This is a genomic window from Escherichia sp. WS1451 (genome assembly GCF_046487365.1).
GTDB lineage: Bacteria > Pseudomonadota > Gammaproteobacteria > Enterobacterales > Enterobacteriaceae > Escherichia > Escherichia coli.
On sequence record NZ_JBJQJP010000012.1, the window covers coordinates 18,693 to 44,346 of the forward strand.

At 49.0% G+C, this 25,654-nt stretch carries 26 protein-coding genes; 17 read left to right on the forward strand and 9 right to left on the reverse strand.

Going from position 1 to position 25,654, the window contains the following annotated elements; genetic code table 11:
* Positions 1-154: 154 nt before the first annotated feature.
* Complete coding sequence (gene ahr, locus ACJHX7_RS15790) at positions 155-1,174, forward strand: NADPH-dependent aldehyde reductase Ahr (RefSeq protein WP_001361370.1); 1,020 nt, start codon at positions 155-157, stop codon at positions 1,172-1,174.
* Between the two features lie 3 nt (positions 1,175-1,177).
* Here ahr and idnK read toward each other — a convergent pair whose 3' ends face one another.
* Complete coding sequence (gene idnK, locus ACJHX7_RS15795; protein ID WP_000896742.1) at positions 1,178-1,741, reverse strand: gluconokinase; 564 nt, start codon at positions 1,739-1,741, stop codon at positions 1,178-1,180.
* Between the two features lie 216 nt (positions 1,742-1,957).
* On the opposite strand from idnK, the gene idnD reads away from it, so the two are divergent.
* From idnD to ACJHX7_RS15820, 5 genes are all read left to right on the forward strand, one after another.
* Positions 1,958-2,989, forward strand: a complete 1,032-nt coding sequence (gene idnD / locus ACJHX7_RS15800; protein ID WP_001197409.1) for an L-idonate 5-dehydrogenase — start codon at positions 1,958-1,960, stop codon at positions 2,987-2,989.
* Positions 2,990-3,012: 23 nt separating this feature from the next.
* The gene (idnO, locus tag ACJHX7_RS15805) at positions 3,013-3,777 is read left to right on the forward strand and encodes a gluconate 5-dehydrogenase (RefSeq protein WP_000998703.1); all 765 of its coding nucleotides are present in this window, start codon (positions 3,013-3,015) and stop codon (positions 3,775-3,777) included.
* 64 nt (positions 3,778-3,841) lie between these two features.
* Positions 3,842-5,161: a gnt-II system L-idonate transporter gene (gene idnT / locus ACJHX7_RS15810; RefSeq protein WP_001128336.1), complete on the forward strand. Its 1,320-nt coding sequence runs from the start codon at positions 3,842-3,844 to the stop codon at positions 5,159-5,161.
* Positions 5,162-5,227: 66 nt separating this feature from the next.
* A complete protein-coding gene (gene idnR, locus ACJHX7_RS15815) occupies positions 5,228-6,226 on the forward strand; it encodes a DNA-binding transcriptional regulator IdnR (RefSeq protein ID WP_001309159.1) in 999 nt (332 codons plus the stop codon).
* A gap of 77 nt (positions 6,227-6,303) precedes the next feature.
* Entirely contained in the window at positions 6,304-7,806 is a 1,503-nt protein-coding gene (locus ACJHX7_RS15820) for a helicase HerA-like C-terminal domain-containing protein (protein ID WP_001294540.1), read from the forward strand.
* A 148-nt stretch (positions 7,807-7,954) separates the two neighbouring features.
* On the opposite strand, the gene lptG is transcribed toward ACJHX7_RS15820, so the two are convergent.
* From lptG to ytgA, 3 genes are all read right to left on the reverse strand, one after another.
* Positions 7,955-9,037, reverse strand: coding sequence for an LPS export ABC transporter permease LptG (gene lptG / locus ACJHX7_RS15825; RefSeq protein ID WP_410231656.1), 1,083 nt, complete (start codon positions 9,035-9,037; stop codon positions 7,955-7,957).
* Positions 9,037-10,137, reverse strand: coding sequence for an LPS export ABC transporter permease LptF (gene lptF, locus ACJHX7_RS15830; protein ID WP_000584114.1), 1,101 nt, complete (start codon positions 10,135-10,137; stop codon positions 9,037-9,039). The genes lptG and lptF overlap by 1 nt, the downstream gene beginning before the upstream one ends.
* A gap of 62 nt (positions 10,138-10,199) precedes the next feature.
* Complete coding sequence (ytgA, locus tag ACJHX7_RS15835) at positions 10,200-10,250, reverse strand: protein YtgA (protein WP_211180521.1); 51 nt, start codon at positions 10,248-10,250, stop codon at positions 10,200-10,202.
* 153 nt (positions 10,251-10,403) lie between these two features.
* Between ytgA and pepA the strand changes: the two genes are divergently transcribed.
* The 3 genes from pepA (at position 10,404) to valS (ending at position 15,347) form a co-directional block, all read left to right on the forward strand.
* The gene (pepA, locus tag ACJHX7_RS15840) at positions 10,404-11,915 is read left to right on the forward strand and encodes a leucyl aminopeptidase (RefSeq protein WP_112028409.1); all 1,512 of its coding nucleotides are present in this window, start codon (positions 10,404-10,406) and stop codon (positions 11,913-11,915) included.
* A 133-nt stretch (positions 11,916-12,048) separates the two neighbouring features.
* Positions 12,049-12,492, forward strand: a complete 444-nt coding sequence (gene holC / locus ACJHX7_RS15845; protein ID WP_000786399.1) for a DNA polymerase III subunit chi — start codon at positions 12,049-12,051, stop codon at positions 12,490-12,492.
* Positions 12,492-15,347 (forward strand): valine--tRNA ligase, encoded by a 2,856-nt coding sequence (gene valS, locus ACJHX7_RS15850; RefSeq protein WP_000416392.1) that lies wholly within the window; start codon positions 12,492-12,494, stop codon positions 15,345-15,347. Before holC ends, valS begins: the two co-directional genes overlap by 1 nt.
* A 53-nt stretch (positions 15,348-15,400) precedes the next feature.
* On the opposite strand, the gene ACJHX7_RS15855 is transcribed toward valS, so the two are convergent.
* Positions 15,401-16,597: a YjgN family protein gene (locus ACJHX7_RS15855; protein WP_063815131.1), complete on the reverse strand. Its 1,197-nt coding sequence runs from the start codon at positions 16,595-16,597 to the stop codon at positions 15,401-15,403.
* A 192-nt stretch (positions 16,598-16,789) separates the two neighbouring features.
* Here ACJHX7_RS15855 and ACJHX7_RS15860 point away from each other — a divergent pair, with 192 nt between their 5' ends.
* Entirely contained in the window at positions 16,790-17,293 is a 504-nt protein-coding gene (locus ACJHX7_RS15860) for a GNAT family N-acetyltransferase (protein ID WP_088170629.1), read from the forward strand.
* Between the two features lie 45 nt (positions 17,294-17,338).
* Here the strand turns inward: ACJHX7_RS15860 and rraB are convergent, their stop codons facing one another.
* Positions 17,339-17,755 carry a ribonuclease E inhibitor RraB gene (rraB, locus tag ACJHX7_RS15865; RefSeq protein ID WP_000002953.1) on the reverse strand — a complete coding sequence of 139 codons (417 nt, stop codon included), beginning with the start codon at positions 17,753-17,755 and terminating at the stop codon, positions 17,339-17,341.
* 161 nt (positions 17,756-17,916) lie between these two features.
* On the opposite strand from rraB, the gene argF reads away from it, so the two are divergent.
* Positions 17,917-18,921, forward strand: a complete 1,005-nt coding sequence (gene argF, locus ACJHX7_RS15870; protein WP_000012928.1) for an ornithine carbamoyltransferase — start codon at positions 17,917-17,919, stop codon at positions 18,919-18,921.
* 71 nt (positions 18,922-18,992) lie between these two features.
* On the opposite strand, the gene ACJHX7_RS15875 is transcribed toward argF, so the two are convergent.
* The 3 genes from ACJHX7_RS15875 to ACJHX7_RS15885 form a co-directional block, all read right to left on the reverse strand.
* Complete coding sequence (locus ACJHX7_RS15875; RefSeq protein WP_088170630.1) at positions 18,993-20,645, reverse strand: DNA-binding protein; 1,653 nt, start codon at positions 20,643-20,645, stop codon at positions 18,993-18,995.
* Between the two features lie 122 nt (positions 20,646-20,767).
* Positions 20,768-21,220 (reverse strand): toxin-antitoxin biofilm protein TabA, encoded by a 453-nt coding sequence (tabA, locus tag ACJHX7_RS15880; RefSeq protein WP_001361371.1) that lies wholly within the window; start codon positions 21,218-21,220, stop codon positions 20,768-20,770.
* A 144-nt stretch (positions 21,221-21,364) separates the two neighbouring features.
* Positions 21,365-21,958, reverse strand: coding sequence for a TetR/AcrR family transcriptional regulator (locus ACJHX7_RS15885; protein ID WP_032172230.1), 594 nt, complete (start codon positions 21,956-21,958; stop codon positions 21,365-21,367).
* A 70-nt stretch (positions 21,959-22,028) separates the two neighbouring features.
* Between ACJHX7_RS15885 and bdcA the strand changes: the two genes are divergently transcribed.
* The 6 genes from bdcA to ridA all read left to right on the forward strand — a co-directional run bounded on the left by bdcA (position 22,029) and on the right by ridA (position 25,556).
* On the forward strand, positions 22,029-22,742 hold the full coding sequence (bdcA, locus tag ACJHX7_RS15890; protein ID WP_094030091.1) for an SDR family oxidoreductase: 714 nt from the start codon (positions 22,029-22,031) through the stop codon (positions 22,740-22,742).
* A gap of 131 nt (positions 22,743-22,873) precedes the next feature.
* Positions 22,874-23,269 carry a RidA family protein gene (locus tag ACJHX7_RS15895; protein WP_094030090.1) on the forward strand — a complete coding sequence of 132 codons (396 nt, stop codon included), beginning with the start codon at positions 22,874-22,876 and terminating at the stop codon, positions 23,267-23,269.
* A gap of 280 nt (positions 23,270-23,549) precedes the next feature.
* The gene (pyrL, locus tag ACJHX7_RS15900) at positions 23,550-23,684 is read left to right on the forward strand and encodes a pyr operon leader peptide (RefSeq protein ID WP_001296693.1); all 135 of its coding nucleotides are present in this window, start codon (positions 23,550-23,552) and stop codon (positions 23,682-23,684) included.
* 3 nt (positions 23,685-23,687) lie between these two features.
* On the forward strand, positions 23,688-24,623 hold the full coding sequence (gene pyrB, locus ACJHX7_RS15905; RefSeq protein WP_000013046.1) for an aspartate carbamoyltransferase: 936 nt from the start codon (positions 23,688-23,690) through the stop codon (positions 24,621-24,623).
* 12 nt (positions 24,624-24,635) lie between these two features.
* Positions 24,636-25,097 (forward strand): aspartate carbamoyltransferase regulatory subunit, encoded by a 462-nt coding sequence (gene pyrI, locus ACJHX7_RS15910; RefSeq protein WP_000148579.1) that lies wholly within the window; start codon positions 24,636-24,638, stop codon positions 25,095-25,097.
* Positions 25,098-25,169: 72 nt separating this feature from the next.
* The gene (gene ridA / locus ACJHX7_RS15915; RefSeq protein ID WP_000047539.1) at positions 25,170-25,556 is read left to right on the forward strand and encodes a 2-iminobutanoate/2-iminopropanoate deaminase; all 387 of its coding nucleotides are present in this window, start codon (positions 25,170-25,172) and stop codon (positions 25,554-25,556) included.
* The last annotated feature ends 98 nt before the right edge of the window (positions 25,557-25,654 follow it).

Genomic DNA, 25,654 nt, shown 5'->3' on the forward strand with positions numbered 1-25,654 from the left:
GCACGCCACCATGCAAGCGCCAGCTTGCTCGCACCTCGCTAAGTGCTGAAATTTTCAGCATTGCATACAGCGATGTGTAACCTTTGTCACACTCCAGGCACCCCGCCCTGCCATGCTCTACACTTCCCAGACAACACCCGAGAAGGACCAAAAAATGTCGATGATAAAAAGCTATGCCGCAAAAGAAGCGGGCGGCGAACTGGAAGTTTATGAGTACGATCCCGGTGAGCTGAAGCCACAAGATGTTGAAGTGCAGGTGGATTACTGCGGGATCTGTCATTCCGATCTGTCAATGATCGATAACGAATGGGGATTTTCACAATATCCGCTGGTTGCCGGGCATGAGGTGATTGGGCGCGTGGTGGCGCTCGGGAGCGCCGCGCAGGATAAAGGTTTGCAGGTCGGTCAGCGTGTCGGGATTGGCTGGACGGCGCGTAGCTGTGGTCACTGCGACGCCTGTATTAGCGGTAATCAGATCAACTGCGAGCAAGGTGCGGTGCCGACGATTATGAATCGCGGTGGCTTTGCCGAGAAGTTGCGTGCGGACTGGCAATGGGTGATTCCACTGCCAGAAAATATTGATATCGAGTCCGCCGGGCCGCTGTTGTGCGGCGGTATCACGGTCTTTAAACCACTGTTGATGCACCATATCACTGCTACCAGCCGCGTTGGGGTAATTGGTATTGGCGGGCTGGGGCATATCGCTATAAAACTTCTGCACGCAATGGGATGCGAGGTGACAGCCTTTAGTTCGAATCCTGCGAAAGAGCAGGAAGTACTGGCGATGGGTGCCGATAAAGTGGTGAATAGCCGCGATCCGCAGGCACTGAAAACACTTGCGGGGCAGTTCGATCTCATTATCAACACCGTCAACGTCAGCCTCGACTGGCAGCCTTATTTTGAGGCGCTGACGTATGGCGGTAATTTCCACACCGTCGGTGCGGTCCTCACGCCGCTGTCTGTTCCGGCCTTTACGTTAATTGCGGGCGACCGCAGCGTCTCTGGTTCAGCAACCGGCACACCTTATGAGCTTCGTAAGCTGATGCGCTTTGCGGCCCGCAGCAAGGTTGCGCCGACCACCGAACTGTTCCCGATGTCGAAAATAAACGACGCCATCCAGCATGTGCGCAACGGTAAGGCGCGTTACCGCGTGGTTCTGAAAGCCGATTTTTGAAAATCATTCGCAGCGCTGATCTGAGGCGCTGCCCCCTTTCGCACATATTCTGTCTTGTCGTATCGCCAGCACGGCCTGCCGACATTGTTCGGTGACATTGGCAATATCATGGTTGATATCAATGCGCACAATATCCTGTTCATCTGCTTGTGGACGCTCCAGCGCCTCAAACTGACTTTTTAGTAACGCTACCGGCATAAAATGCCCAGCCCGCCGCTGCATTCGCGCGAGAATAGTTTCATAGTCGCCATCTAACCAGAGGAAATGAACATGGGGGCTACCCTTGCGTAAAATATCACGATACTGTTTTTTTAATGATGAACAGACAATAAATCCTGTTTCATTCTTTTTATAAAGACTGTATGAAGCATCATTTAAGCGTTCCAGCCAGGGAAGTCGATCTTCATCAGATAATGGAATACCCTGCGACATTTTATCTATATTTTTGGCTGGATGAAGATCGTCACCATCAATAAATTTAGCAGATAATAACGTGGCAACCTTGCTACCAATTAATGTTTTACCACTCCCTGAAACGCCCATCAAAATAAAGCTTTCACCCGCCATTTAAAATCTCCTGAATCATCTTACCTGCTGCGATACTACGCCTGGTGGCATAATAATTTCACGTTTTTTTATTTCTGCTGATAAGAATTACAAGGCACATCACGTTATGCGTAACATAGTAATGTAACAATTTTCTGACGTGATCTTCATCACAAATAATGACAATTAAAACCGCTTAAATGCTTCCGAGGTGTCTACCTGACCAGTGAGGAATTTATGCAAGTGAAAACACAGTCCTGCGTTGTTGCGGGCAAGAAAACTGTTGCCGTTACCGAGCAGACGATAGATTGGAATAATAATGGAACATTAGTACAAATAACCCGAGGTGGAATTTGCGGTTCCGATTTACATTATTATCAGGAAGGAAAAGTAGGTAATTTCATGATAAAGGCACCGATGGTGTTAGGTCATGAAGTTATCGGTAAAGTTATTCATAGCGACTCATCAGAATTACATGAAGGGCAAACGGTAGCCATTAATCCGTCTAAACCGTGCGGTCACTGCAAATACTGCATTGAACATAACGAGAATCAGTGTACAGATATGCGTTTTTTTGGCAGTGCCATGTATTTCCCTCATGTTGATGGTGGTTTTACCCGTTATAAAATGGTCGAAACGTCGCAATGTGTCCCTTATCCGGCCAAAGCTGACGAAAAGGTTATGGCTTTTGCCGAACCTTTAGCCGTCGCGATTCATGCCGCACATCAGGCCGGCGAGTTACAGGGCAAGCGAGTATTTATTTCCGGTGTTGGGCCCATTGGCTGCCTGATTGTCAGTGCAGTGAAAACACTGGGGGCCGCGGAAATTGTCTGTGCTGATGTGAGTCCCCGTTCCCTTTTGCTGGCCAAAGAGATGGGGGCGGATGTGCTCGTAAACCCACAAAACGACGATATGGATCACTGGAAAGCGGAAAAAGGCTATTTCGATGTCAGCTTTGAAGTGTCCGGTCATCCTTCATCAGTGAATACCTGTCTGGAGGTCACTCGTGCACGCGGCGTAATGGTGCAGGTAGGGATGGGAGGCGCGATGGCAGAATTCCCAATGATGACGTTGATTGGTAAGGAGATTTCACTCAAAGGCTCTTTCCGTTTTACCAGCGAATTTAATACCGCAGTGTCATGGCTGGCGAATGGCGTTATCAATCCACTGCCTTTACTGAGTGCTGAATATCTCTTCACTGACCTGGAAGAGGCGCTACGTTTCGCCGGTGATAAAACCCAGGCAGCAAAAGTCCAGCTTGTTTTCTAAGAGATAAATAAAGGAATAATACAATGAACGATCTATTTTCACTGGCAGGAAAAAATATCTTGATTACCGGTTCAGCACAGGGCATTGGCTATTTACTGGCAACCGGCCTGGGTAAATATGGCGCACAAATAATTATTAATGATATTACTGCCGAACGCGCAGAACTTGCTGTAGAAAAACTCCACCAGGAGGGTATTCAGGCCGTTGCCGCACCTTTTAATGTTACTCATAAACATGAAATTGATGCCGCCGTTGAACATATCGAAAAGGACATCGGCCCCATTGATGTGCTGGTGAATAACGCCGGTATCCAGCGCCGTCATCCTTTTACTGAGTTCCCTGAACAAGAGTGGAATGATGTGATCGCAGTAAACCAGACCGCCGTGTTCCTGGTGTCGCAAGCGGTAACTCGTCACATGGTTGAACGCAAGGCGGGTAAAGTTATTAATATTTGCTCGATGCAAAGCGAACTGGGACGTGACACCATCACCCCTTATGCCGCATCGAAAGGAGCGGTAAAAATGCTCACCCGCGGCATGTGCGTCGAGCTGGCGCGCCACAATATTCAGGTCAACGGTATTGCGCCGGGCTATTTCAAAACAGAAATGACTAAAGCACTGGTTGAGGACGAAGCCTTCACCGCCTGGTTGTGCAAACGGACCCCCGCCGCACGCTGGGGCGATCCGCAGGAACTGATTGGTGCTGCGGTGTTCCTTTCTTCAAAAGCCTCTGATTTCGTAAACGGCCACCTGTTGTTTGTTGATGGCGGCATGTTAGTGGCTGTTTAACAGCCACCACCCTACGTGCAGCGCGAAAGCGCTGCTTTTCTGGCACTAATAAGAGATAAAGACTATGCCATTAATCATTATTGCGGCAGGCGTCGCGCTGCTTCTTATCCTGATGATCGGCTTTAAAGTTAACGGCTTTATTGCCCTCGTTCTGGTCGCTGCCGTCGTCGGATTTGCCGAAGGGATGGATGCACAGGCCGTCCTGCACTCTATACAAAATGGTATCGGCAGCACGCTCGGCGGGCTGGCAATGATCCTCGGTTTCGGGGCCATGTTAGGCAAGCTGATTTCTGATACGGGCGCGGCACAACGTATCGCCACTACGCTGATTGCTACTTTTGGTAAAAAACGCGTGCAATGGGCGCTAGTGATCACCGGTCTGGTTGTGGGCCTCGCCATGTTTTTTGAAGTGGGTTTTGTCCTGCTGCTGCCGTTGGTATTTACCATCGTGGCATCATCTGGATTACCCCTGTTGTATGTTGGCGTACCGATGGTAGCAGCGCTCTCTGTAACCCACTGTTTTCTGCCGCCACATCCAGGGCCTACTGCCATCGCGACTATCTTTGAGGCTAATCTCGGAACGACTTTACTGTATGGATTTATCATTACCATTCCGACAGTTATTGTCGCAGGACCGCTGTTTTCTAAACTGCTAACTCGCTTTGAGAAAGCACCACCGGAAGGCTTATTTAATCCTCATCTGTTTAGCGAAGAGGAGATGCCCTCCTTCTGGAACAGTATTTTCGCTGCCGTGATCCCGGTCATCCTGATGGCTATCGCCGCCGTTTGTGAAATTACGTTACCGAAAACTAACACCGTGCGCCTCTTCTTTGAATTTGTCGGTAACCCTGCCGTTGCGCTGTTTATTGCCATTGTTATTGCGATTTTCACACTGGGCCGACGTAATGGACGCACCATCGAGCAAATCATGGATATCATTGGGGATTCTATAGGCGCTATCGCGATGATTGTGTTTATTATCGCTGGCGGCGGCGCGTTTAAGCAGGTATTAGTAGATAGCGGTGTCGGGCAGTATATTTCACACTTAATGACCGGAACTACACTTTCGCCGTTATTGATGTGCTGGACTGTTGCGGCGCTGTTGCGTATCGCTCTGGGCTCTGCCACAGTCGCGGCCATTACCACCGCGGGTGTGGTGTTGCCGATTATCAACGTTACCCATGCCGATCCCGCTTTAATGGTACTGGCAACCGGTGCGGGCAGCGTGATCGCGTCACACGTAAACGACCCTGGCTTCTGGCTATTTAAAGGGTATTTTAATCTGACGGTTGGTGAAACGTTGCGTACCTGGACGGTGATGGAAACCCTTATTTCTATTATGGGTTTGCTGGGCGTGTTAGCCATTAACGCCGTATTGCACTGAAAGAATAAAATATTGTGATGTAGTTTCGGGGGAAGATTGAAGATTCCCCCGACGTTGGGAGAAGTTATGCGCAATCACAGAATTTCTTTACAGGATATCGCTACGCTGGCTGGCGTAACAAAAATGACCGTGAGTCGTTATATCCGCTCGCCGAAAAAGGTGGCAAAGGAAACAGGCGAGCGCATCGCCAAAATTATGGAAGAGATCAATTATATCCCTAATCGCGCTCCCGGCATGTTGTTGAATGCACAAAGTTATACCCTCGGTATCTTGATTCCGTCATTTCAAAATCAACTCTTCGCTGACATTCTCGCGGGAATAGAATCCGTCACCTCTGAGCATAATTATCAGACCCTTATTGCTAATTACAATTACGATCGCGATTCCGAAGAAGAGTCGGTGATTAACCTGCTCTCTTATAACATTGACGGGATTATACTTTCGGAAAAATATCACACCATCAGGACGGTGAAATTTCTGCGTTCAGCCACCATTCCGGTCGTGGAATTGATGGATGTACAGGGAGAACGGCTGGATATGGAGGTCGGTTTTGATAATCGGCAGGCCGCTTTTGACATGGTGTGTACCATGCTGGAGAAGCGAGTCAGGCACAAAATTCTGTATCTCGGTTCCAAAGATGACACCCGCGATGAACAGCGTTATCAGGGGTATTGCGATGCGATGATGCTGCATAATCTTTCCCCATTACGCATGAATCCACGCGCCATCTCATCCATTCATTTAGGAATGCAGTTAATGCGTGATGCCCTTAGCGCAAACCCGGATTTAGACGGTGTATTTTGCACCAATGACGATATTGCGATGGGTGCGCTTCTGCTGTGCCGCGAGCGAAACCTCGCCGTGCCAGAACAAATTTCCATTGCGGGTTTTCATGGGCTGGAGATTGGCAGGCAAATGATCCCAAGCCTCGCCAGCGTAATTACTCCCCGTTTTGATATTGGTCGGATGGCCGCCCAAATGTTGCTGAGCAAAATTAAGAATAACGATCACAACCACAACACTGTTGACCTCGGGTATCAGATTTATCACGGTAACACGCTTTAGGTTATTTTCTCTTCATTACACATATTCTCTTTGCCGGACGTTGCCTATACTCCAGGCAGGAAACTGGAGGAAATCTCATGAGCGAACCCCTGTTAATTGCCCGCACGCCGGACACAGAACTGTTTTTACTGCCGGGAATGGCTAACCGTCACGGGCTGATTACTGGCGCAACGGGGACGGGTAAAACTGTCACGTTGCAAAAACTGGCAGAGTCATTGTCGGAAATCGGTGTTCCGGTGTTTATGGCCGATGTGAAAGGCGATCTGACCGGCATCGCGCAGGCAGGAACGGCGTCGGAAAAACTGCTCGCAAGGCTTAAAAATATCGGCGTCAACGACTGGCAACCGCATGCCAATCCGGTGGTGGTGTGGGATATCTTTGGCGAGAAAGGCCATCCGGTGCGGGCGACGGTTTCGGATCTGGGGCCGCTGTTGCTGGCACGACTGTTGAATCTCAACGATGTGCAATCTGGCGTGCTGAATATTATCTTCCGCATTGCGGACGATCAGGGATTGTTGCTGCTCGACTTTAAAGATTTGCGGGCGATTACCCAGTACATCGGCGATAACGCCAAATCCTTCCAGAATCAGTACGGTAATATCAGTAGCGCATCGGTTGGTGCCATCCAGCGCGGGCTGTTATCGCTGGAACAGCAAGGCGCGGCGCACTTTTTTGGTGAGCCGATGCTGGATATCAAAGACTGGATGCGTACCGATGCCAACGGTAAAGGCGTTATCAATATCCTCAGCGCCGAGAAGCTTTATCAGATGCCGAAACTGTACGCCGCCAGCCTGCTGTGGATGCTTTCAGAATTGTATGAACAATTGCCTGAAGCGGGCGATCTGGAGAAACCAAAACTGGTGTTTTTCTTCGACGAGGCACATCTGCTGTTTAACGATGCACCGCAGGTACTGCTGGATAAGATTGAGCAGGTGATAAGGCTTATTCGCTCAAAAGGCGTGGGCGTCTGGTTCGTTTCGCAAAACCCGTCTGATATTCCGGATAATGTGCTCGGGCAGCTAGGTAATCGCGTTCAGCACGCTTTGCGGGCTTTTACGCCAAAAGATCAGAAAGCAGTGAAGGCAGCGGCGCAAACCATGCGGGCCAATCCGGCATTTGATACCGAAAAGGCAATCCAGGAACTGGGGACCGGCGAGGCGTTAATCTCGTTTCTCGATGCAAAAGGAAGTCCTTCTGTGGTGGAACGGGCGATGGTGATCGCACCTTGTTCGCGAATGGGGCCGGTGACGGAAGATGAGCGTAATGGCCTGATTAATCACTCCCCGGTGTATGGCAAATATGAAGATGAGGTGGACCGCGAGTCCGCCTATGAGATGCTGCAAAAAGGCTTTCAGGCCAGTACCGAGCAGCAAAATAATCCCCCCGTGAAAGGGAAAGAGGTGGCGGTGGATGACGGTATTCTTGGTGGATTGAAGGATATTTTGTTTGGCACTACCGGACCACGCGGCGGGAAGAAAGATGGTGTGGTGCAAACAATGGCGAAAAGCGCCGCTCGCCAGGTGACGAATCAGATTGTACGCGGGATGTTGGGGAGTTTGCTGGGGGGGAGAAAAAGGTAAGTCAGACGTGATCTGTGCCCCTAACCCTAACCCTAACCCTAACCCTAACCCTAACCCTAACCCTCTCCCCAAAGGGGCGAGGGGACCGTTCGAACTCGTATTTGACTTTGTCAACAATAATAAAGGGAGCTTTCGCTCCCTTGTTAGATTACGATTTTCTCATTAACAGCCACAGGCTGATTAAGAAGAAGCTGGCGCTTGGCAACAGTGCGCCAATGATCGGCGGGATGCCGTAAACCAATGTCAGCGGGCCGAAGATCTGGTCCAGTACGTAGAAGACAAAACCGAAGCTGATACCGGTGACCACACGCACGCCCATCGGTACGCTACGCAGTGGGCCAAAGATAAACGACAGCGCCATCAGCATCATCACCGCCACGGATAGCGGCTGGAAGATTTTGCTCCACATGTTGAGCTGATAACGTCCGGCATCCTGACCGCTCGACTTCAGATACTTCACATAGTTGTGCAAACCACTGATGGAGAGTGCATCCGGGTCCAGCGCCACCACGCCCAGTTTGTCTGGCGTGAGGTTGGTTTTCCAGGTGCCGCTCACCGTCTGCGAACCGGTGATCTGTTTCGGATTGGTCAGATCAGATTCATCAACCTGCGACAGACGCCAGACTTTATGTTCCGGGTCAAACTTCGCAGTAGCGGCATAACGTACGGATTGCAGACGACGATTCTCGTTAAAGGCATAAATACTGATGCCACCTAACTCTTCGTCACCTTTAACCCGCTCAATGTAGACGAAGTTGTTGCCATCTTTCGCCCATAAGCCTTGCTGAGTGGAGAGCAACGAGCCGCCGTACATCGCCTGCGCACGGTAGTTACGCGCCATCTGCTCGCCCTGCGGCGCGACCCATTCACCAATCGCCATCGTCAGCAAGACCAGCGGAAAGGCGGTTTTCATCACCGACAGCGCCACCTGCATACGGGTAAAACCAGAAGCCTGCATGACTACCAGTTCGCTGCGCTGCGCCAGCATCCCAAGACCAAGCAACGCCCCAAGCAGAGCCGCCATCGGGAAGAAGATTTGCACATCTTTCGGCACGCTCAGCAAGGTATACATTCCTGCGCCTAACGCGTCGTAACTCCCCTGCCCGGCTTTTTTCAGCTGATCGACAAACTTGATAATGCCCGACAGCGACACCAGCATGAACAGCGTCATCATGATGGTGGTGAAAATAGTCTTACCGATATAGCGGTCAAGTACGCCAAAAGGTTGCATCACACCGCTCCTTTACGCGAAAAACTGGCGCGCAGGCGGCGGACCGGCACGGTGTCCCAAAGGTTGAGAACAATCGCCAAAGCCAGATAAATCAGGTTAACGGTCCACATCCACAGCGTCGGGTCCAGCTTACCTTTACCGCCGTTCGATTTCAGGGAGGTCTGGATCAGGAAGAAAAGTAGATACAGCAGCATGGCTGGCAGCATCGACAGTACGCGTCCCTGACGCGGGTTAACCACGCTCAACGGTACAACCATAAGTGCCATCATAAACACGGTGAACACCAACGTGATACGCCAGTTCAGTTCTGCGCGGGCACGATCGGTGTCAGTGTTCCACAATGTGCGCATGTCCATCTGGTCGGTATCGTTCGGGTCGAGCGCCACCGCCTGGTGACCAATGATCGCCTGATAATCCTGGAAATCCGTAATGCGGAAATCACGTAACAGTGCAGTGCCTTCGAAGCGCGTTCCCTGATTGAGAGTGACGACCTGGGAGCCGTCGCGCAGCTGGGTTAAATGTCCGGAATCGGCCACCACCACAGAAGGACGTGCATTACCTTTTGGTCGAATTTGCGCGAGGAACACATCTTTGAAATCGCTGCCGTCAACGCTTTCGATGAACAGCACCGAGCTGCCATTAGTCGCTTGCTGGAATTGCCCTTGCGCCAATGCCGCCATGCCAGGGTTCGCTTTCGCTTCTGCTAACACTTCATCCTGATGACGCGATGACCACGGTCCCGCCCACATCACGTTAACCGCCGCGACGATTGCCGTGAATACCGCAAGGATCATTGCCGCTTTCACCAGAACCGCTTTGCTCAGGCCGCAGGCATGCATTACCGTAATTTCACTTTCGGTATACAGTTTGCCCAGCGTCATCAGCAGCCCGAGGAACAGGCTTAATGGCAGGATAAGCTGCGCCATTTCCGGCACGCCCAACCCGAGAAGGGAGAGCACCAGATTCGCCGGAATATCGCCGTCAACCGCTGCGCCGAGGATCCTCACTAACTTTTGACAGAAGAAGATCAAAAGCAAGATGAAGAGTATCGCCAGCTGGCTTTTGAGCGTCTCCCGCACCAGATATCTTATGATTATCACTTTAAATACGCCCGTAAAAACTCGTCTTTTGCAGGATTTTAGCTTGTTTCATGGCTTAAACGTCATTTATTCTCTTGAGTCGTCGAAATCGTCGCTAAGATAATTATACTCAACGGATTCACCTCTCAGATTTTGTTCTGACGTGCCAATGCCGTAATAACGTTAAGATTAACACGAAGTCATCGCAACAGCGGACATGAGTTACGAAAGCTTGCAATTCTATCTGTAGCCACCGCCGTTGTCTTTAAGATTCAGGAGCGTAGTGCATGGAGTTTAGTGTAAAAAGCGGTAGCCCGGAGAAACAGCGGAGTGCCTGCATCGTCGTGGGCGTCTTCGAACCACGTCGCCTTTCTCCGATTGCAGAACAGCTCGATAAAATCAGCGATGGGTACATCAGCGCCCTGCTACGTCGGGGCGAACTGGAAGGAAAACCGGGGCAGACACTGTTGCTGCACCATGTTCCGAATGTACTTTCCGAGCGAATTCTCCTTATTGGTTGCGGCAAAGAACGTGAGCTGGATGAGCGTCAGTACAAGCAGGTTATTCAGAAAACCATTAATACGCTGAATGATACTGGCTCGATGGAAGCGGTCTGCTTTCTGACTGAACTGCACGTTAAAGGCCGTAACAACTACTGGAAAGTGCGTCAGGCTGTCGAGACTGCAAAAGAGACGCTCTACAGTTTCGATCAGCTGAAAACGAACAAGAGCGAACCGCGTCGTCCGCTGCGTAAAATGGTGTTCAACGTGCCGACCCGCCGTGAACTGACCAGCGGTGAGCGCGCGATCCAGCACGGTCTGGCGATTGCCGCCGGGATTAAAGCAGCAAAAGATCTCGGCAATATGCCGCCGAATATCTGTAACGCCGCTTACCTCGCTTCACAAGCGCGCCAGCTGGCTGACAGCTACAGCAAGAATGTTATCACCCGCGTTATCGGCGAACAGCAGATGAAAGAGCTGGGGATGCACTCTTATCTGGCGGTCGGTCAGGGTTCGCAAAACGAATCGCTGATGTCGGTGATTGAGTACAAAGGCAACGCGTCGGAAGATGCACGCCCAATCGTGCTGGTGGGTAAAGGTTTAACCTTCGACTCCGGCGGTATCTCCATCAAGCCTTCAGAAGGCATGGATGAGATGAAGTACGATATGTGCGGTGCGGCAGCGGTTTACGGCGTGATGCGGATGGTCGCAGAGCTACAACTGCCTATTAACGTTATTGGCGTGCTGGCAGGCTGTGAAAACATGCCTGGCGGGCGTGCCTATCGTCCGGGCGATGTGTTAACCACCATGTCCGGTCAAACCGTTGAAGTGCTGAACACCGATGCCGAAGGCCGCCTGGTACTGTGCGACGTGTTAACTTACGTTGAATGTTTTGAGCCGGAAGCGGTGATTGATGTGGCGACGCTGACCGGTGCCTGCGTGATCGCGCTGGGTCATCATATTACTGGTCTGATGGCGAACCATAATCCGCTGGCCCATGAACTGATTGCCGCGTCTGAACAGTCCGGTGACCGCGCATGGCGTTTACCGCTGGGTGACGAGTATCAGGAACAACTGGAGTCCAATTTTGCCGATATGGCGAACATTGGCGGTCGTCCTGGTGGGGCGATTACCGCAGGTTGCTTCCTGTCACGCTTTACCCGTAAGTACAACTGGGCGCACCTGGATATTGCAGGAACCGCCTGGCGTTCTGGTAAAGCAAAAGGCGCAACCGGTCGTCCGGTAGCGTTGCTGGCACAGTTCCTGTTAAACCGCGCTGGGTTTAACGGCGAAGAGTAAGTTTGCGTTTTACCCTCACCCTAACCCTCTCCCTAAGGGAGAGGGAACCGATCGAGCGCAATAGAAATTCATTGCTCATCTTTCAGGGTGAGGAATGCAGCAATATTTAAATCCACCACAAGAAGCCCCATATATGAAAAACGCAACGTTCTACCTTCTGGACAATGACACCACCGTCGATGGCTTAAGCGCCGTTGAGCAGTTGGTGTGTGAAATTGCCGCAGAACGTTGGCGCAGCGGTAAGCGCGTACTCATCGCCTGTGAAGATGAAAAGCAGGCTTACCGGCTGGATGAAGCCCTGTGGGCGCGTCCGGCAGAAAGCTTTGTTCCGCATAATTTAGCGGGAGAAGGACCGCGCGGCGGTGCGCCGGTGGAGATCGCCTGGCCGCAAAAACGCAGCAGCAGCCCGCGCGATATATTGATTAGTCTGCGAACAAGCTTTGCAGATTTTGCCACCGCTTTCACAGAAGTGGTAGACTTCGTTCCTTATGAAGATTCTCTGAAACAACTGGCGCGCGAACGCTATAAAGCCTACCGCGTGGCTGGTTTCAACCTGAATACGGCAACCTGGAAATAATGGAAAAGACATATAACCCACAAGATATCGAACAGCCGCTTTACGAGCACTGGGAAAAGCAGGGCTACTTTAAGCCTAATGGCGATGAAAGCCAGGAAAGTTTCTGCATCATGATCCCGCCGCCGAACGTCACCGGCAGTTTGCATATGGGTCACGCCTTCCAGCAAACCATCATGGATACTATGATCCGCTATCAGCGCATGCAGGGCAAAAACACCCTGTGGCAGGTCGGTACTGACCACGCCGGGATCGCTACCCAGATGGTCGTTGAGCGCAAGATTGCCGCAGAAGAAGGTAAAACCCGTCACGACTACGGCCGCGAAGCTTTCATCGACAAAATCTGGGAATGGAAAGCGGAATCCGGCGGCACCATTACCCGTCAGATGCGTCGTCTCGGCAACTCCGTGGACTGGGAGCGTGAACGCTTCACGATGGACGAAGGCCTGTCCAATGCAGTGAAAGAAGTTTTCGTTCGTCTGTATAAAGAAGACCTGATTTACCGTGGCAAACGCCTGGTAAACTGGGACCCGAAACTGCGCACCGCTATCTCCGACCTGGAAGTGGAAAACCGCGAATCGAAAGGTTCGATGTGGCACATCCGCTATCCGCTGGCTGACGGCGCGAAAACCGCAGACGGTAAAGATTATCTGGTGGTTGCGACTACTCGTCCGGAAACCCTGCTGGGCGATACCGGCGTGGCCGTTAACCCGGAAGATCCGCGTTACAAAGATCTGATTGGCAAATATGTCATTCTGCCGCTGGTTAACCGTCGTATTCCGATCGTTGGCGACGAACACGCCGACATGGAAAAAGGCACCGGCTGCGTGAAGATCACCCCAGCGCACGACTTTAACGACTATGAAGTCGGTAAACGTCACGCCCTGCCGATGATCAACATCCTGACCTTTGACGGCGATATCCGTGAAAGCGCCCAGGTGTTCGATACCAAAGGTAACGAATCTGACGTTTATTCCAGCGAAATCCCGGCAGAGTTCCAGAAACTGGAGCGTTTTGCTGCACGTAAAGCAGTCGTTGCTGCGGTTGACGCGCTCGGTCTGCTGGAAGAAATTAAACCGCACGACCTGACCGTTCCTTACGGCGACCGTGGCGGCGTGGTTATCGAACCGATGCTGACCGACCAGTGGTACGTGCGTGCCGATGTACTGGCGAAACCGGCAGTTGAAGCGGTTGAGAACGGCGACATTCAGTTCGTACCGAAGCAGTACGAAAACATGTACTTCTCCTGGATGCGCGATATTCAGGACTGGTGTATCTCTCGTCAGTTGTGGTGGGGTCACCGTATCCCGGCATGGTATGACGAAGCGGGTAACGTTTATGTTGGCCGCAACGAAGACGAAGTGCGTAAAGAAAATAACCTCGGTGCTGATGTTGTCCTGCGTCAGGACGAAGACGTTCTCGACACCTGGTTCTCTTCTGCGCTGTGGACCTTCTCTACCCTTGGCTGGCCGGAAAATACCGACGCCCTGCGTCAGTTCCACCCAACCAGCGTGATGGTATCTGGTTTCGACATCATCTTCTTCTGGATTGCCCGCATGATCATGATGACCATGCACTTCATCAAAGATGAAAATGGCAAACCGCAGGTGCCGTTCCACACTGTTTACATGACCGGTCTGATTCGTGACGACGAAGGCCAGAAGATGTCCAAATCCAAGGGTAACGTTATCGACCCGCTGGATATGGTTGACGGTATTTCGCTGCCAGAACTGCTGGAAAAACGTACCGGCAATATGATGCAGCCGCAGCTGGCGGACAAAATCCGTAAGCGCACCGAGAAACAGTTCCCGAACGGCATTGAGCCGCACGGCACCGATGCCCTGCGCTTCACCCTGGCGGCGCTGGCTTCTACCGGTCGTGACATCAACTGGGATATGAAACGCCTGGAAGGTTACCGTAACTTCTGTAACAAGCTGTGGAACGCCAGCCGCTTTGTGCTGATGAACACAGAAGGTCAGGATTGCGGCTTCAACGGCGGTGAAATGACGCTGTCGCTGGCGGATCGCTGGATTCTGGCAGAGTTCAACCAGACCATCAAAGCGTACCGCGAAGCGCTGGACAGCTTCCGCTTCGATATCGCCGCAGGCATTTTGTATGAGTTCACCTGGAACCAGTTCTGTGACTGGTATCTGGAGCTGACCAAGCCGGTAATGAACGGTGGCACCGAAGCCGAACTGCGCGGTACTCGCCATACGCTGGTGACTGTACTGGAAGGTCTGCTGCGCCTCGCGCATCCGATCATTCCGTTCATCACCGAAACCATCTGGCAGCGTGTGAAAGTACTTTGCGGTATCACTGCCGACACCATCATGCTGCAACCGTTCCCGCAGTACGATGCGTCTCAGGTCGATGAAGCCGCACTGGCCGACACCGAGTGGCTGAAGCAGGCGATCGTTGCGGTACGTAACATCCGTGCAGAAATGAACATCGCACCGGGTAAACCGCTGGAGCTGCTGCTGCGTGGTTGCAGCGCGGATGCAGAACGTCGCGTAAATGAAAACCGTGGCTTCCTGCAAACGCTGGCGCGTCTGGAAAGTATCACCGTGCTGCCTGCCGATGACAAAGGTCCGGTTTCCGTTACCAAGATCATCGACGGCGCAGAGCTGCTGATCCCGATGGCTGGCCTCATCAACAAAGAAGATGAGCTGGCGCGTCTGGCGAAAGAAGTGGCGAAGATTGAAGGTGAAATCAGCCGTATCGAGAACAAACTGGCGAACGAAGGCTTTGTCGCCCGCGCACCGGAAGCGGTCATCGCGAAAGAGCGTGAGAAGCTGGAAGGCTATGCAGAAGCGAAAGCGAAGCTGATTGAACAGCAGGCTGTTATCGCCGCGCTGTAATCAACACCGTGATGAAAACGAAGGCCGGAGCATGCTCCGGCCTTTTTTATCTCTTACAGAAATGGTAAAGAAGGCATAACTCCCCGTGAAATACTGGCTAAGAAGCCTTTATCTGGTTGTTCTTCTTTATTGATTAAAGGAAGGTCATCCAAATCGCCCAGCAAATACGTATTTTTTGCCTGCCAGTCAATCATCCATATTTTCAGCAGTGGGTAAGCCAGACCACCCGTAATCCCGGATATCACCACCAACGCACACATGCGATAAAGCATACCGTGGTACGTTAAAGTTGAGCGAAAACGAATACGCCCATCATTCAGTGACAGGTTGCTCATAAAATGATTTCGCAACGACACCGTTAAATAACTGGTGCTAACAGCAATCCCAAAATAATAGATTAACTGCGCGATTATCATTTTACGTTGCATTTCCATAAATTGCTGTAAATTCTCAATATCATCATTTGCATACCCAGAACTATCATACTCATTTAATATTTGATCGAAGATAATATAACCAGCAACAGCGAGAAAAGGTAATAAAGCTAAAAATGCGAGAATGGCATATTTTATACAATATGTAGTATCTAATTTCACCTTGAAACGGTGTATACCGAAACTGGTATTACTCCAGAGAAAACTCATTACCAGACTATATAAAGTGCCATTAAAAATACCAATGGAAACAATACCAACTATTGTCATCAGAACCACAGATATAATAACGCTACTTGAACTATTGGCATGTAGCATCTTTGTCGAGATAAAGAAAACAGTCCCCATCCCAAGGGCCATTAAAATCGGCAAGAAAAAGGTCACCCACCAGAACCCTTTCATAGAGCAATTAAAACTAAATCTTACGCCGTTGAGACTGGTCATCAAGGCCTGATAACGCAGTCCTTTTGCTGCCATAAATATAAGCAAAACCAACAGTGACAAAGTCAAAACACAGCCAATAAGCGGCATATCTGCTGACACTGTCATTAAGATTGCGAAATAGAAAAAAACAAAAACAAGACAACTAACAAAAACATTCCCACCGGTAATCCCATAAGAAAATCGTTGTCCGTTAACTTCCATATTAGCATAGAGATAACGCTTACATTTCATTAATGCCCATGGTAAATAGATACCTAGCGTTATAATCGTTAACAACACATTCACCACACAAATAAGAAAATATCTCTCACCTGTACCATGAAAAACAAACGAATGGGACGGAACATCCATATCATTAATAACTTGAGCCATAAAAATTCCCTGAATTAAAAAATCCATTGATATAATTTATATATACAGACAGTAAAATGTTCTGCCACGTTACAATACTCTTATCAGTAATAGGCTGGCAAAAACTTTATTGCTTTATAAGATGCTTGCGCACGTAAGAAGAGAGTGGTATTAAACAAATGTATAATTAATTTATTTTTATTGGGTTAAACTATGAATAACATTGCGCCGCAATCACCTGTAATGCGTCGCCTGACGCTGCAGGATAATCCTGCTATCGCCCGCGTCATTCGTCAGGTATCCGCCGAATACGGTCTTACCGCTGATAAAGGCTACACCGTCGCCGATCCGAATCTTGACGAGCTGTATCAAGTGTATAGTCAGCCTGGCCATGCATATTGGGTGGTTGAGTACGAGGGTGAATTGGTCGGCGGCGGTGGGATTGCGCCATTAACCGGGAGTGAGTCGGACATTTGCGAACTGCAAAAGATGTATTTTCTTCCGGCTATTCGCGGTAAAGGGCTAGCGAAAAAACTGGTCTTAATGGCGATGGAGCAGGCACGAGAGATGGGCTTCAAACGCTGCTATCTGGAAACGACCGCTTTTTTAAAGGAAGCCATTGCGCTTTATGAGCATTTGGGCTTTGAGCATATCGACTATGCGCTTGGCTGCACGGGCCATGTCGATTGTGAAGTGCGGATGCTACGCGAACTCTAAAAAAATGCCCGCTAGTATGTGCTATCGGGCATTTTAATCAATTAATTAGTGGCGAACCCCGTCATCGTCTTCATCGACAAAATCTTCATCGTCGCCATCTTCGCCGTTAGGATCTTCAAAGTAAGTGCCCCAACCGTCGTACTCAACGTCAAATTTCTCCGCCAGCGTCATCAGTTGTTCAACCTGGGCATCGATCAGATCGGCATTCAACGCGCACTCGCTGAGGATGTCGCAGCAAATCACGATATCACCATCTTCAACTTCCAGCTCTTCTGGATCGGTCACTTCGTAACCGAGTTTAAACGCTTCAACTGCCGCTTTTTCCAGAGTTTCCAGATCGTCTGCGGAAAGATGGTGTTCGATGGTGTACAACGCGTCCGGATCGCTGCCATCTTCCAGTAATTCTTCAATAATCAAACGTGTTTCTTCACGCTGTTCTTCCAGTTGTTCCGGGTTTGCCATGGCTCATTCCTCTTAATGTCCTGCCGATACTCTTATTGTCACACACCACTGACATTGCCTCCACCTTTGTGATAAAGATTTATGCTTTAGACTTGCAAATGAATAATCATCCATATAAATTGAATTTTAATTCATTAAGGCGTTAGCCACAGGAGGGATCTATGTCCGGGTTTTATCATAAGCATTTCCTGAAATTACTCGATTTCACGCCAGCTGAACTTAACAGCCTGCTGCAGTTAGCCGCGAAGCTGAAAGCAGATAAGAAAAGCGGTAAAGAAGAAGCCAAACTCACTGGTAAAAACATCGCGCTCATCTTCGAAAAAGACTCGACCCGTACCCGATGCTCTTTCGAAGTTGCCGCATATGACCAGGGTGCTCGTGTTACTTATCTCGGCCCAAGCGGCAGCCAAATTGGTCATAAAGAGTCGATTAAAGACACTGCCCGCGTGCTTGGTCGTATGTATGACGGTATTCAGTATCGCGGCTATGGTCAGGAGATTGTCGAAACACTGGCGGAATACGCTGGCGTGCCGGTATGGAACGGCCTGACCAATGAGTTTCACCCCACGCAGCTGCTGGCGGATCTCCTCACCATGCAGGAGCATTTGCCCGGCAAAACGTTCAACGAAATGACGCTGGTCTATGCAGGTGACGCACGTAACAACATGGGCAATTCGATGCTCGAAGCTGCAGCGCTTACCGGTCTGGATTTGCGTCTGGTCGCGCCACAGGCATGCTGGCCGGAAGCTGCGCTGGTTACGGAATGCCGCGCCCTGGCACAACAAAATGGCGGGAATATTACGCTGACGGAAGATGTAGCTAAAGGAGTTGAAGGTGCTGACTTTATCTATACCGATGTATGGGTGTCGATGGGTGAAGCAAAAGAGAAATGGGCTGAACGCATTGCATTGCTGCGTGATTATCAAGTGAACAGCAAGATGATGCAGTTGACCGGTAACCCGGAGGTCAAATTCCTCCACTGCCTGCCCGCGTTTCATGACGACCAAACGACGCTTGGCAAAAAAATGGCGGAAGAGTTTGGCCTACATGGCGGAATGGAAGTGACTGATGAGGTCTTCGAATCTGCCGCCAGCATTGTATTTGATCAGGCGGAAAACCGCATGCATACCATCAAAGCGGTGATGGTCGCGACGCTCAGTAAATAATTGATATCGCTATAAAGATGCCGGGAAATACAAAAACATCCCGGCGTCACATTATTTTATGCAGTGATAGTTCAATTATTCCACCCCAATTTTTTTATTGCTATACGTAAATCTTCCGGAGGATTTAATTTTCCTAACTGTTCTTCATTAATATATCCATATATATTGATTTTGCCATTCCGGAGGATTTTCATCATTCTTGTTCTAATTTTTAATTCATTACCCATCTTTTCTTCAAAAATCTTAACGACATAACCCGGAAGTTTATTTACAATTTCTTTTGTTTTTTCTTCATCACCATAAACATATCCTAACTCATTAAGATACAGCTGTTCGCCCTCATAACACTTAAGTAATTGATAGAAGTACCACTTAGCAAAATCAGGTTGCTTCATGAAAAAATCCTTCAAAAAAATATCATTTACTAAAATGCTGACAGGCACTTCATTAAATAGTAACTTAACATCATCAAATAACCTTAGTATTAAGCGTGATTTTTCTTGATTGCTTAAGCTAAAATCATTGACATATGCAACCAACTTATCCCAAATCAATTCCTGTAATTTACGGCTATTTTTATAGGGTTCTTTATCGAGATTGAAAAATAAGGTCTCAGCTATTTTAATTTTAGATTGATCGCAGCTAAAATCTTTAGATTGATCGCGGCTAAAATCAATATGATTTATCACAGAGCATGCATGCTTTATCTTTGCTGAATCATCAAAATATTGCATGCTTTTATTAAAACACCAATCCAGTATTCTTACATCATTAATATATGGGGATTTTAAAAAAGTCTCCAGAATCGAAACGATGACCGGTGCAAGGTTAACTTTTGCATCATCCAAGGAATCAATAAGAATATGAGACAGGTTAACTTTGATGTCATTAATTTCATTGTCAGTAGCTTTTTTATTATTAATAAGATAATTATTTAATACGTTAAGGTCATCTATTTCTTTCAGTATCCCTTTTTTACCCAGCAAGTATGAAATCGATTCATTACATACATAAGGCATTAATAGCAGATGTTCTTTCCTTATTGCTAATAATGCATTATTCAATGGTTTTTCTAATAAATCCGTAATCGTAGAATCAACTGAACCTTTACAACTCACCTGCGAGTTATTTAAGTCATGAGAATTATTTAACTCCTGCGGAATATTTAATAGACGAGCTATTTCCTTGTTAGCTTCGCGTTGGTAACACGCCAGAATCTTGTTAGTAATCAGGTGTAATGAACTCTCATCTTTTCTTTCAAAGGACTTTCCTTCATAACGATTAGTCGAACCATCAGGTTGTTGAAATATAATAGCCGTATGTCCTTGACGAGTCCCCATAGTAGTGATAGTGGAAAGTGTAATTTCTATTTCCACCTTAGATAAATCCGCTCGTTCCCCTTCAGGATTATTCATAACAAACTTCATTAACTCACTGCCATCATTATTTTTGATATAAGATGAGGACTCAATATGAGCCATCATATTTCTTCCCGCTTCGTTGGAGCGTTTGCTAAAATCCACATAACCCAGGGTAAATATTTTTACCAAAAACTCCAAAAATGTCTTAGGATCAAGGATATTTCTTGTATTATCCTGCCCCTCGGCATTACGGGCAAAATCATTCATTCCAACACGCCAGGTATTTAAAACTTCACTTTTTTGTTTAAAATTGTCGGCTAATGTAATGTGTTGAAAATAATTCAAATCTGATATTTTGCTCATGACGAACTCCTTGAGTTAATAAGAACGTCTAAGCATTACAAATTTTACTCACAAAAAAATATCAAAAAACGCTCTTTTCACAAACTCGCCGTAAACCTGGAGTTATTTACGGCGAAAAGTCATCACGCCATCAGCATCTTCACTACTGCTTTGCGAACCTGGGCTGGCGCGCCCACTGCGCACAGCGGTTTATGCACTTCCCCCGGATAAAACACAACAAAATCACCTTCATTAAGAATAACTGTTTTCTCATCAACGCCTTCCGGCAAAAATGCGATGTCTTTGTCTGCTAACCAGTCGGTATCCGGCGCGCCTGCAGGTTGCGTGCTGAAGGTCATGCCTTCCTGACCTTTTAACACAATCTGAATGTCGAGATAGCGGGCATGGTACTCCGCACGGCGAGCTTCGTACGGCTCGGTCATATCTTCCGAGATAAGATAAAACAGACGATTGCCTTCGATATCGTGCTTGCCCTTGGGCGTTTCTGCCGTAACGTTTGCTTTGATATGCTCAATCGCCTGGCGTAACTCTTGGGGTAGCCACGGCTGAAGATTATGAATATTTCCGATGATCATCTTTTCCACTCCTAAATTAAAACAATGTTTCATTTCTATCGTTATACGAAAAGATGATCAATTCCGCCAGCCTTAACGCGTGAATTATTGTCTTATCACAACTTATCGGCAGGCGCGTTCCCGCCTTTCGGGTCAAGGCCCGCATCACTCCTTGAGAAGAGTTTTTATCGCTTCCCCCGCCATGGCAGCTGTTGCACAGAGTTGTTCGATGGAGTGCCCCTCCCGTGCCTTCGCAGAAAGCCCTGACATCAAGGTACTCATAAAATCAGTCACACATTGTGCGCTTTGTGGATGCCGCCTGGCGATATAGTCATAAATGGTCGTTTCTGCGGCGTGATAATATTGAACGGCAATATCACGCGCTTGTGGATCATGACTATGAATACCTTCAAGAACCATACAGCCAGCGCAGCCGCCGTTTTGGCTATATCTGCGCGCCGCTTCTTTTAATACCTCAACCAGGCACTCGCCTACCGGACGATCATCACGAAGAATATCGGCAAGCGGAATAGCTTCCGTACCGACATATTCATTGAGTACACGGCTAAATAACCCAGCCTTACTGCCAAAAGCCGCGTAGAGGCTCGGGGGGTTAATACCAAGATAATCAGTAACTTCAGCAACACTGACAGCATCGAAACCTTTTTGGTGAAAAAGCACTTTTGCCGCAGAGACTGCCTGCTCAGGAGCGAAACGTCTGGGACGACCTGGAACGCGAGATTGTTTTTTAGTGACCATTACAAAACTTGTTGACAGAAAGTTAAAACAGTTTTGTAATGCATGTTACATAATAAATCAAGGAGTCCTTATGGGCGCTTTTACAGGTAAGACAGTTCTCATCCTCGGTGGTAGCCGTGGAATCGGTGCCGCTATCGTACGTCGTTTCGTCACCGATGGAGCCAATGTACGATTCACCTATGCGGGGTCGAAAGATGCCGCTGAACGCCTGGCACATGAGACTGGAGCGACAGCAGTATTCACAGATAGTGCTGACAGAGACGCTGTTATTGATGTCGTTCGTAAGAGCGGCGCATTGGATATCCTGGTGGTAAATGCAGGTATTGGCGTCTTTGGCGATGCCCTGGAATTAAATGCCGACGATATTGATCGCCTTTTCAAAATCAATATTCATGCTCCTTATCATGCCTCTGTTGAAGCCGCCCGGCAGATGCCCGAAGGCGGGCGTATCTTAATCATCGGCTCCGTGAATGGCGATCGTATGCCTGTTGCAGGCATGGCTGCTTATGCCGCCAGTAAATCTGCCCTGCAAGGCATGGCGCGCGGGCTGGCCCGTGATTTTGGACCGCGTGCGATCACCATTAACGTCGTCCAGCCAGGACCAATTGATACCGACGCTAATCCCGCCAACGGGCCAATGCGCGATATGTTGCATAGTTTTATGGCCATCAAAAGACATGGGCAACCGGAAGAGGTCGCTGGTATGGTTGCATGGTTAGCAGGGCCAGAAGCCAGTTTTGTTACCGGCGCGATGCATACCATTGATGGCGCATTTGGCTCATAACCGACTACGCTCAATTAAGCCCAGCCATTATCCATGATGTCTGGGTTTTGTTTACTCACGTCGTCCCCCTAAAAGCGGCTCCCGGTAAATATAAATCTTCTGTTCATGTCGTAAATCTTGAGGATAACCAAATGGTAGAAAGAACCGCTATTTTCCCTGCTGGCCGACATTCACTGTATGCTGAGCATCGTTATTCTGCGGCTATTCGTTCCGGCGATTTGCTGTTTGTTTCCGGGCAAGTAGGAAGTCGAGAGGACGGAACACCAGAACCCGATTTTCAGCAACAAGTCAGACTGGCATTTGATAATTTGCATGCGACCCTGGCTGCTGCGGGATGCACTTTTGACGATATCATTGATGTTACGAGCTTTCATACCGATCCAGAAAAACAATTTGAAGACATCATGACGGTGAAAAATGAAATATTTAGCGCCCCACCTTATCCAAACTGGACGGCGGTGGGTGTTACATGGCTGGCAGGCTTTGATTTTGAAATTAAAGTGATAGCGCGCATCCCTGCGCAGTAAGCAATAGTGTTAGCCGTTCGTTTTCACACTCCGCCCTATAAGTCGGATGAATGGAATAAAATGCATATCTGATTGCGTGAAAGTGAAAAAGAAAAAAGCAGGAAATGTCTGCAATTATTAATACCGAACGACAGTTCTCCTCCAGAATCACATCAAATAAAAATGCATATATTTTGACTTATAATTCAAATAAACCGTTTGCGCTGACAAAATATTGCATCAAATGCTTGCACCGCTTCTGACGATGAGTATAATGCCGGACAATTTGCCGGGAGGATGTATGGTTCAGTGTGTTCGACATTTTGTCTTACCGCGTCTGAAAAAAGACGCTGGCCTGCCGTTTTTCTTCCCGTTGATCACCCATTCCCAGCCCCTCAATCGAGGGGCTTTTTTTTGCCCAGGCGTCAGGAGATAAAAGATGGCTAATCCGCTATATCAGAAACATATCATTTCCATAAACGACCTTAGTCGCGATGACCTTAATCTGGTGCTGGCGACAGCGGCGAAACTGAAAGCAAACCCGCAACCAGAGCTGTTGAAGCACAAAGTCATTGCCAGCTGTTTCTTCGAAGCCTCTACCCGTACCCGCCTCTCTTTCGAAACTTCCATGCACCGCCTGGGTGCCAGCGTGGTGGGCTTCTCCGACAGCGCCAATACATCACTGGGTAAAAAAGGCGAAACGCTGGCCGATACCATTTCGGTTATCAGCACTTACGTCGATGCGATAGTGATGCGTCATCCGCAGGAAGGTGCGGCGCGCCTGGCCACCGAATTTTCTGGCAATGTACCGGTACTGAATGCCGGTGATGGCTCCAACCAACATCCGACGCAAACCTTGCTGGACTTATTCACCATTCAGGAAACCCAGGGGCGTCTGGACAATCTCCACGTCGCAATGGTTGGTGACCTGAAATATGGCCGCACCGTTCACTCCCTGACTCAGGCGTTAGCGAAGTTCGACGGCAACCGTTTTTACTTTATCGCGCCGGATGCGCTGGCAATGCCGCAATACATTCTGGATATGCTCGATGAAAAAGGGATCGCCTGGAGTCTGCACAGCTCTATTGAAGAAGTGATGGCGGAAGTAGACATCCTGTACATGACCCGCGTGCAAAAAGAGCGTCTGGACCCGTCCGAGTACGCCAACGTGAAAGCGCAGTTTGTTCTTCGCGCCAGCGATCTCCACAACGCCAAAGCCAATATGAAAGTGCTGCATCCGCTGCCGCGTGTTGATGAGATTGCGACGGATGTGGATAAAACGCCTCACGCCTGGTACTTCCAGCAGGCAGGCAACGGGATTTTCGCTCGCCAGGCGTTACTGGCACTGGTTCTGAATCGCGATCTGGTACTGTAAGGGGAAATAGAGATGACACACGATAATAAATTGCAGGTTGAAGCTATTAAACGCGGCACGGTAATTGACCATATCCCCGCCCAGATCGGTTTTAAGCTGTTGAGTCTGTTCAAGCTGACCGAAACGGATCAGCGCATCACCATTGGTCTGAACCTGCCTTCTGGCGAGATGGGCCGCAAAGATTTGATCAAAATCGAAAATACCTTTTTAAGTGAGGATCAGGTTGATCAGCTGGCGTTATATGCACCGCAAGCCACGGTTAACCGTATCGACAACTATGAAGTGGTGGGTAAATCGCGCCCCAGCCTGCCGGAGCGCATCGACAATGTGCTGATCTGCCCGAACAGCAACTGTATCAGCCATGCCGAACCGGTTTCATCCAGCTTTGCCGTGCGAAAACGCGCCAATGACATCGCGCTCAAATGCAAATACTGTGAAAAAGAGTTTTCCCATAATGTGGTGCTGGCCAATTAATTGCGGTTGGTAATAAAAGTCTGGCTCCCTATAATGAGCCAGACTTTTTACCGCTGTAATAAAGGAGAAATCATGAGCAAAACTATCGCGACGGAAAATGCACCGGCAGCTATCGGTCCTTACGTACAGGGCGTTGATCTGGGCAATATGATCATCACCTCCGGTCAGATCCCGGTAAATCCGAAAACGGGTGAAGTACCGGCAGACGTCGCTGCACAGGCACGTCAGTCGCTGGATAACGTAAAAGCGATCGTCGAAGCCGCTGGCCTGAAAGTGGGCGATATCGTTAAAACCACCGTGTTTGTGAAAGATCTGAACGACTTCGCAACCGTTAATGCTACCTACGAAGCCTTCTTCACCGAACACAACGCCACCTTCCCGGCACGTTCTTGCGTTGAAGTAGCCCGTCTGCCGAAAGACGTGAAGATTGAGATCGAAGCGATCGCTGTTCGTCGCTAATCTTGATGGAAATCCGGGCTATCATGCCCGGATTAAGTCTGATGACAAACGCAAAATCGCCTGATGCGCTACGCTTATCAGGCCTACGTGATTCCTGC

Coding starts and splice junctions, on each gene's coding strand:
- ahr (WP_001361370.1), top strand. CDS start 155: ATGTCGATGATAAAAAGCTATGCCGCAAAAGAAGCGGGCGGCGAACTG.
- idnK (WP_000896742.1), bottom strand. CDS start 1,741: ATGGCGGGTGAAAGCTTTATTTTGATGGGCGTTTCAGGGAGTGGTAAA.
- idnD (WP_001197409.1), top strand. CDS start 1,958: ATGCAAGTGAAAACACAGTCCTGCGTTGTTGCGGGCAAGAAAACTGTT.
- idnO (WP_000998703.1), top strand. CDS start 3,013: ATGAACGATCTATTTTCACTGGCAGGAAAAAATATCTTGATTACCGGT.
- idnT (WP_001128336.1), top strand. CDS start 3,842: ATGCCATTAATCATTATTGCGGCAGGCGTCGCGCTGCTTCTTATCCTG.
- idnR (WP_001309159.1), top strand. CDS start 5,228: ATGCGCAATCACAGAATTTCTTTACAGGATATCGCTACGCTGGCTGGC.
- ACJHX7_RS15820 (WP_001294540.1), top strand. CDS start 6,304: ATGAGCGAACCCCTGTTAATTGCCCGCACGCCGGACACAGAACTGTTT.
- lptG (WP_410231656.1), bottom strand. CDS start 9,037: ATGCAACCTTTTGGCGTACTTGACCGCTATATCGGTAAGACTATTTTC.
- pepA (WP_112028409.1), top strand. CDS start 10,404: ATGGAGTTTAGTGTAAAAAGCGGTAGCCCGGAGAAACAGCGGAGTGCC.
- holC (WP_000786399.1), top strand. CDS start 12,049: ATGAAAAACGCAACGTTCTACCTTCTGGACAATGACACCACCGTCGAT.
- valS (WP_000416392.1), top strand. CDS start 12,492: ATGGAAAAGACATATAACCCACAAGATATCGAACAGCCGCTTTACGAG.
- ACJHX7_RS15855 (WP_063815131.1), bottom strand. CDS start 16,597: ATGGCTCAAGTTATTAATGATATGGATGTTCCGTCCCATTCGTTTGTT.
- ACJHX7_RS15860 (WP_088170629.1), top strand. CDS start 16,790: ATGAATAACATTGCGCCGCAATCACCTGTAATGCGTCGCCTGACGCTG.
- rraB (WP_000002953.1), bottom strand. CDS start 17,755: ATGGCAAACCCGGAACAACTGGAAGAACAGCGTGAAGAAACACGTTTG.
- argF (WP_000012928.1), top strand. CDS start 17,917: ATGTCCGGGTTTTATCATAAGCATTTCCTGAAATTACTCGATTTCACG.
- ACJHX7_RS15875 (WP_088170630.1), bottom strand. CDS start 20,645: ATGAGCAAAATATCAGATTTGAATTATTTTCAACACATTACATTAGCC.
- tabA (WP_001361371.1), bottom strand. CDS start 21,220: ATGATCATCGGAAATATTCATAATCTTCAGCCGTGGCTACCCCAAGAG.
- ACJHX7_RS15885 (WP_032172230.1), bottom strand. CDS start 21,958: ATGGTCACTAAAAAACAATCTCGCGTTCCAGGTCGTCCCAGACGTTTC.
- bdcA (WP_094030091.1), top strand. CDS start 22,029: ATGGGCGCTTTTACAGGTAAGACAGTTCTCATCCTCGGTGGTAGCCGT.
- ACJHX7_RS15895 (WP_094030090.1), top strand. CDS start 22,874: ATGGTAGAAAGAACCGCTATTTTCCCTGCTGGCCGACATTCACTGTAT.
- pyrL (WP_001296693.1), top strand. CDS start 23,550: ATGGTTCAGTGTGTTCGACATTTTGTCTTACCGCGTCTGAAAAAAGAC.
- pyrB (WP_000013046.1), top strand. CDS start 23,688: ATGGCTAATCCGCTATATCAGAAACATATCATTTCCATAAACGACCTT.
- pyrI (WP_000148579.1), top strand. CDS start 24,636: ATGACACACGATAATAAATTGCAGGTTGAAGCTATTAAACGCGGCACG.
- ridA (WP_000047539.1), top strand. CDS start 25,170: ATGAGCAAAACTATCGCGACGGAAAATGCACCGGCAGCTATCGGTCCT.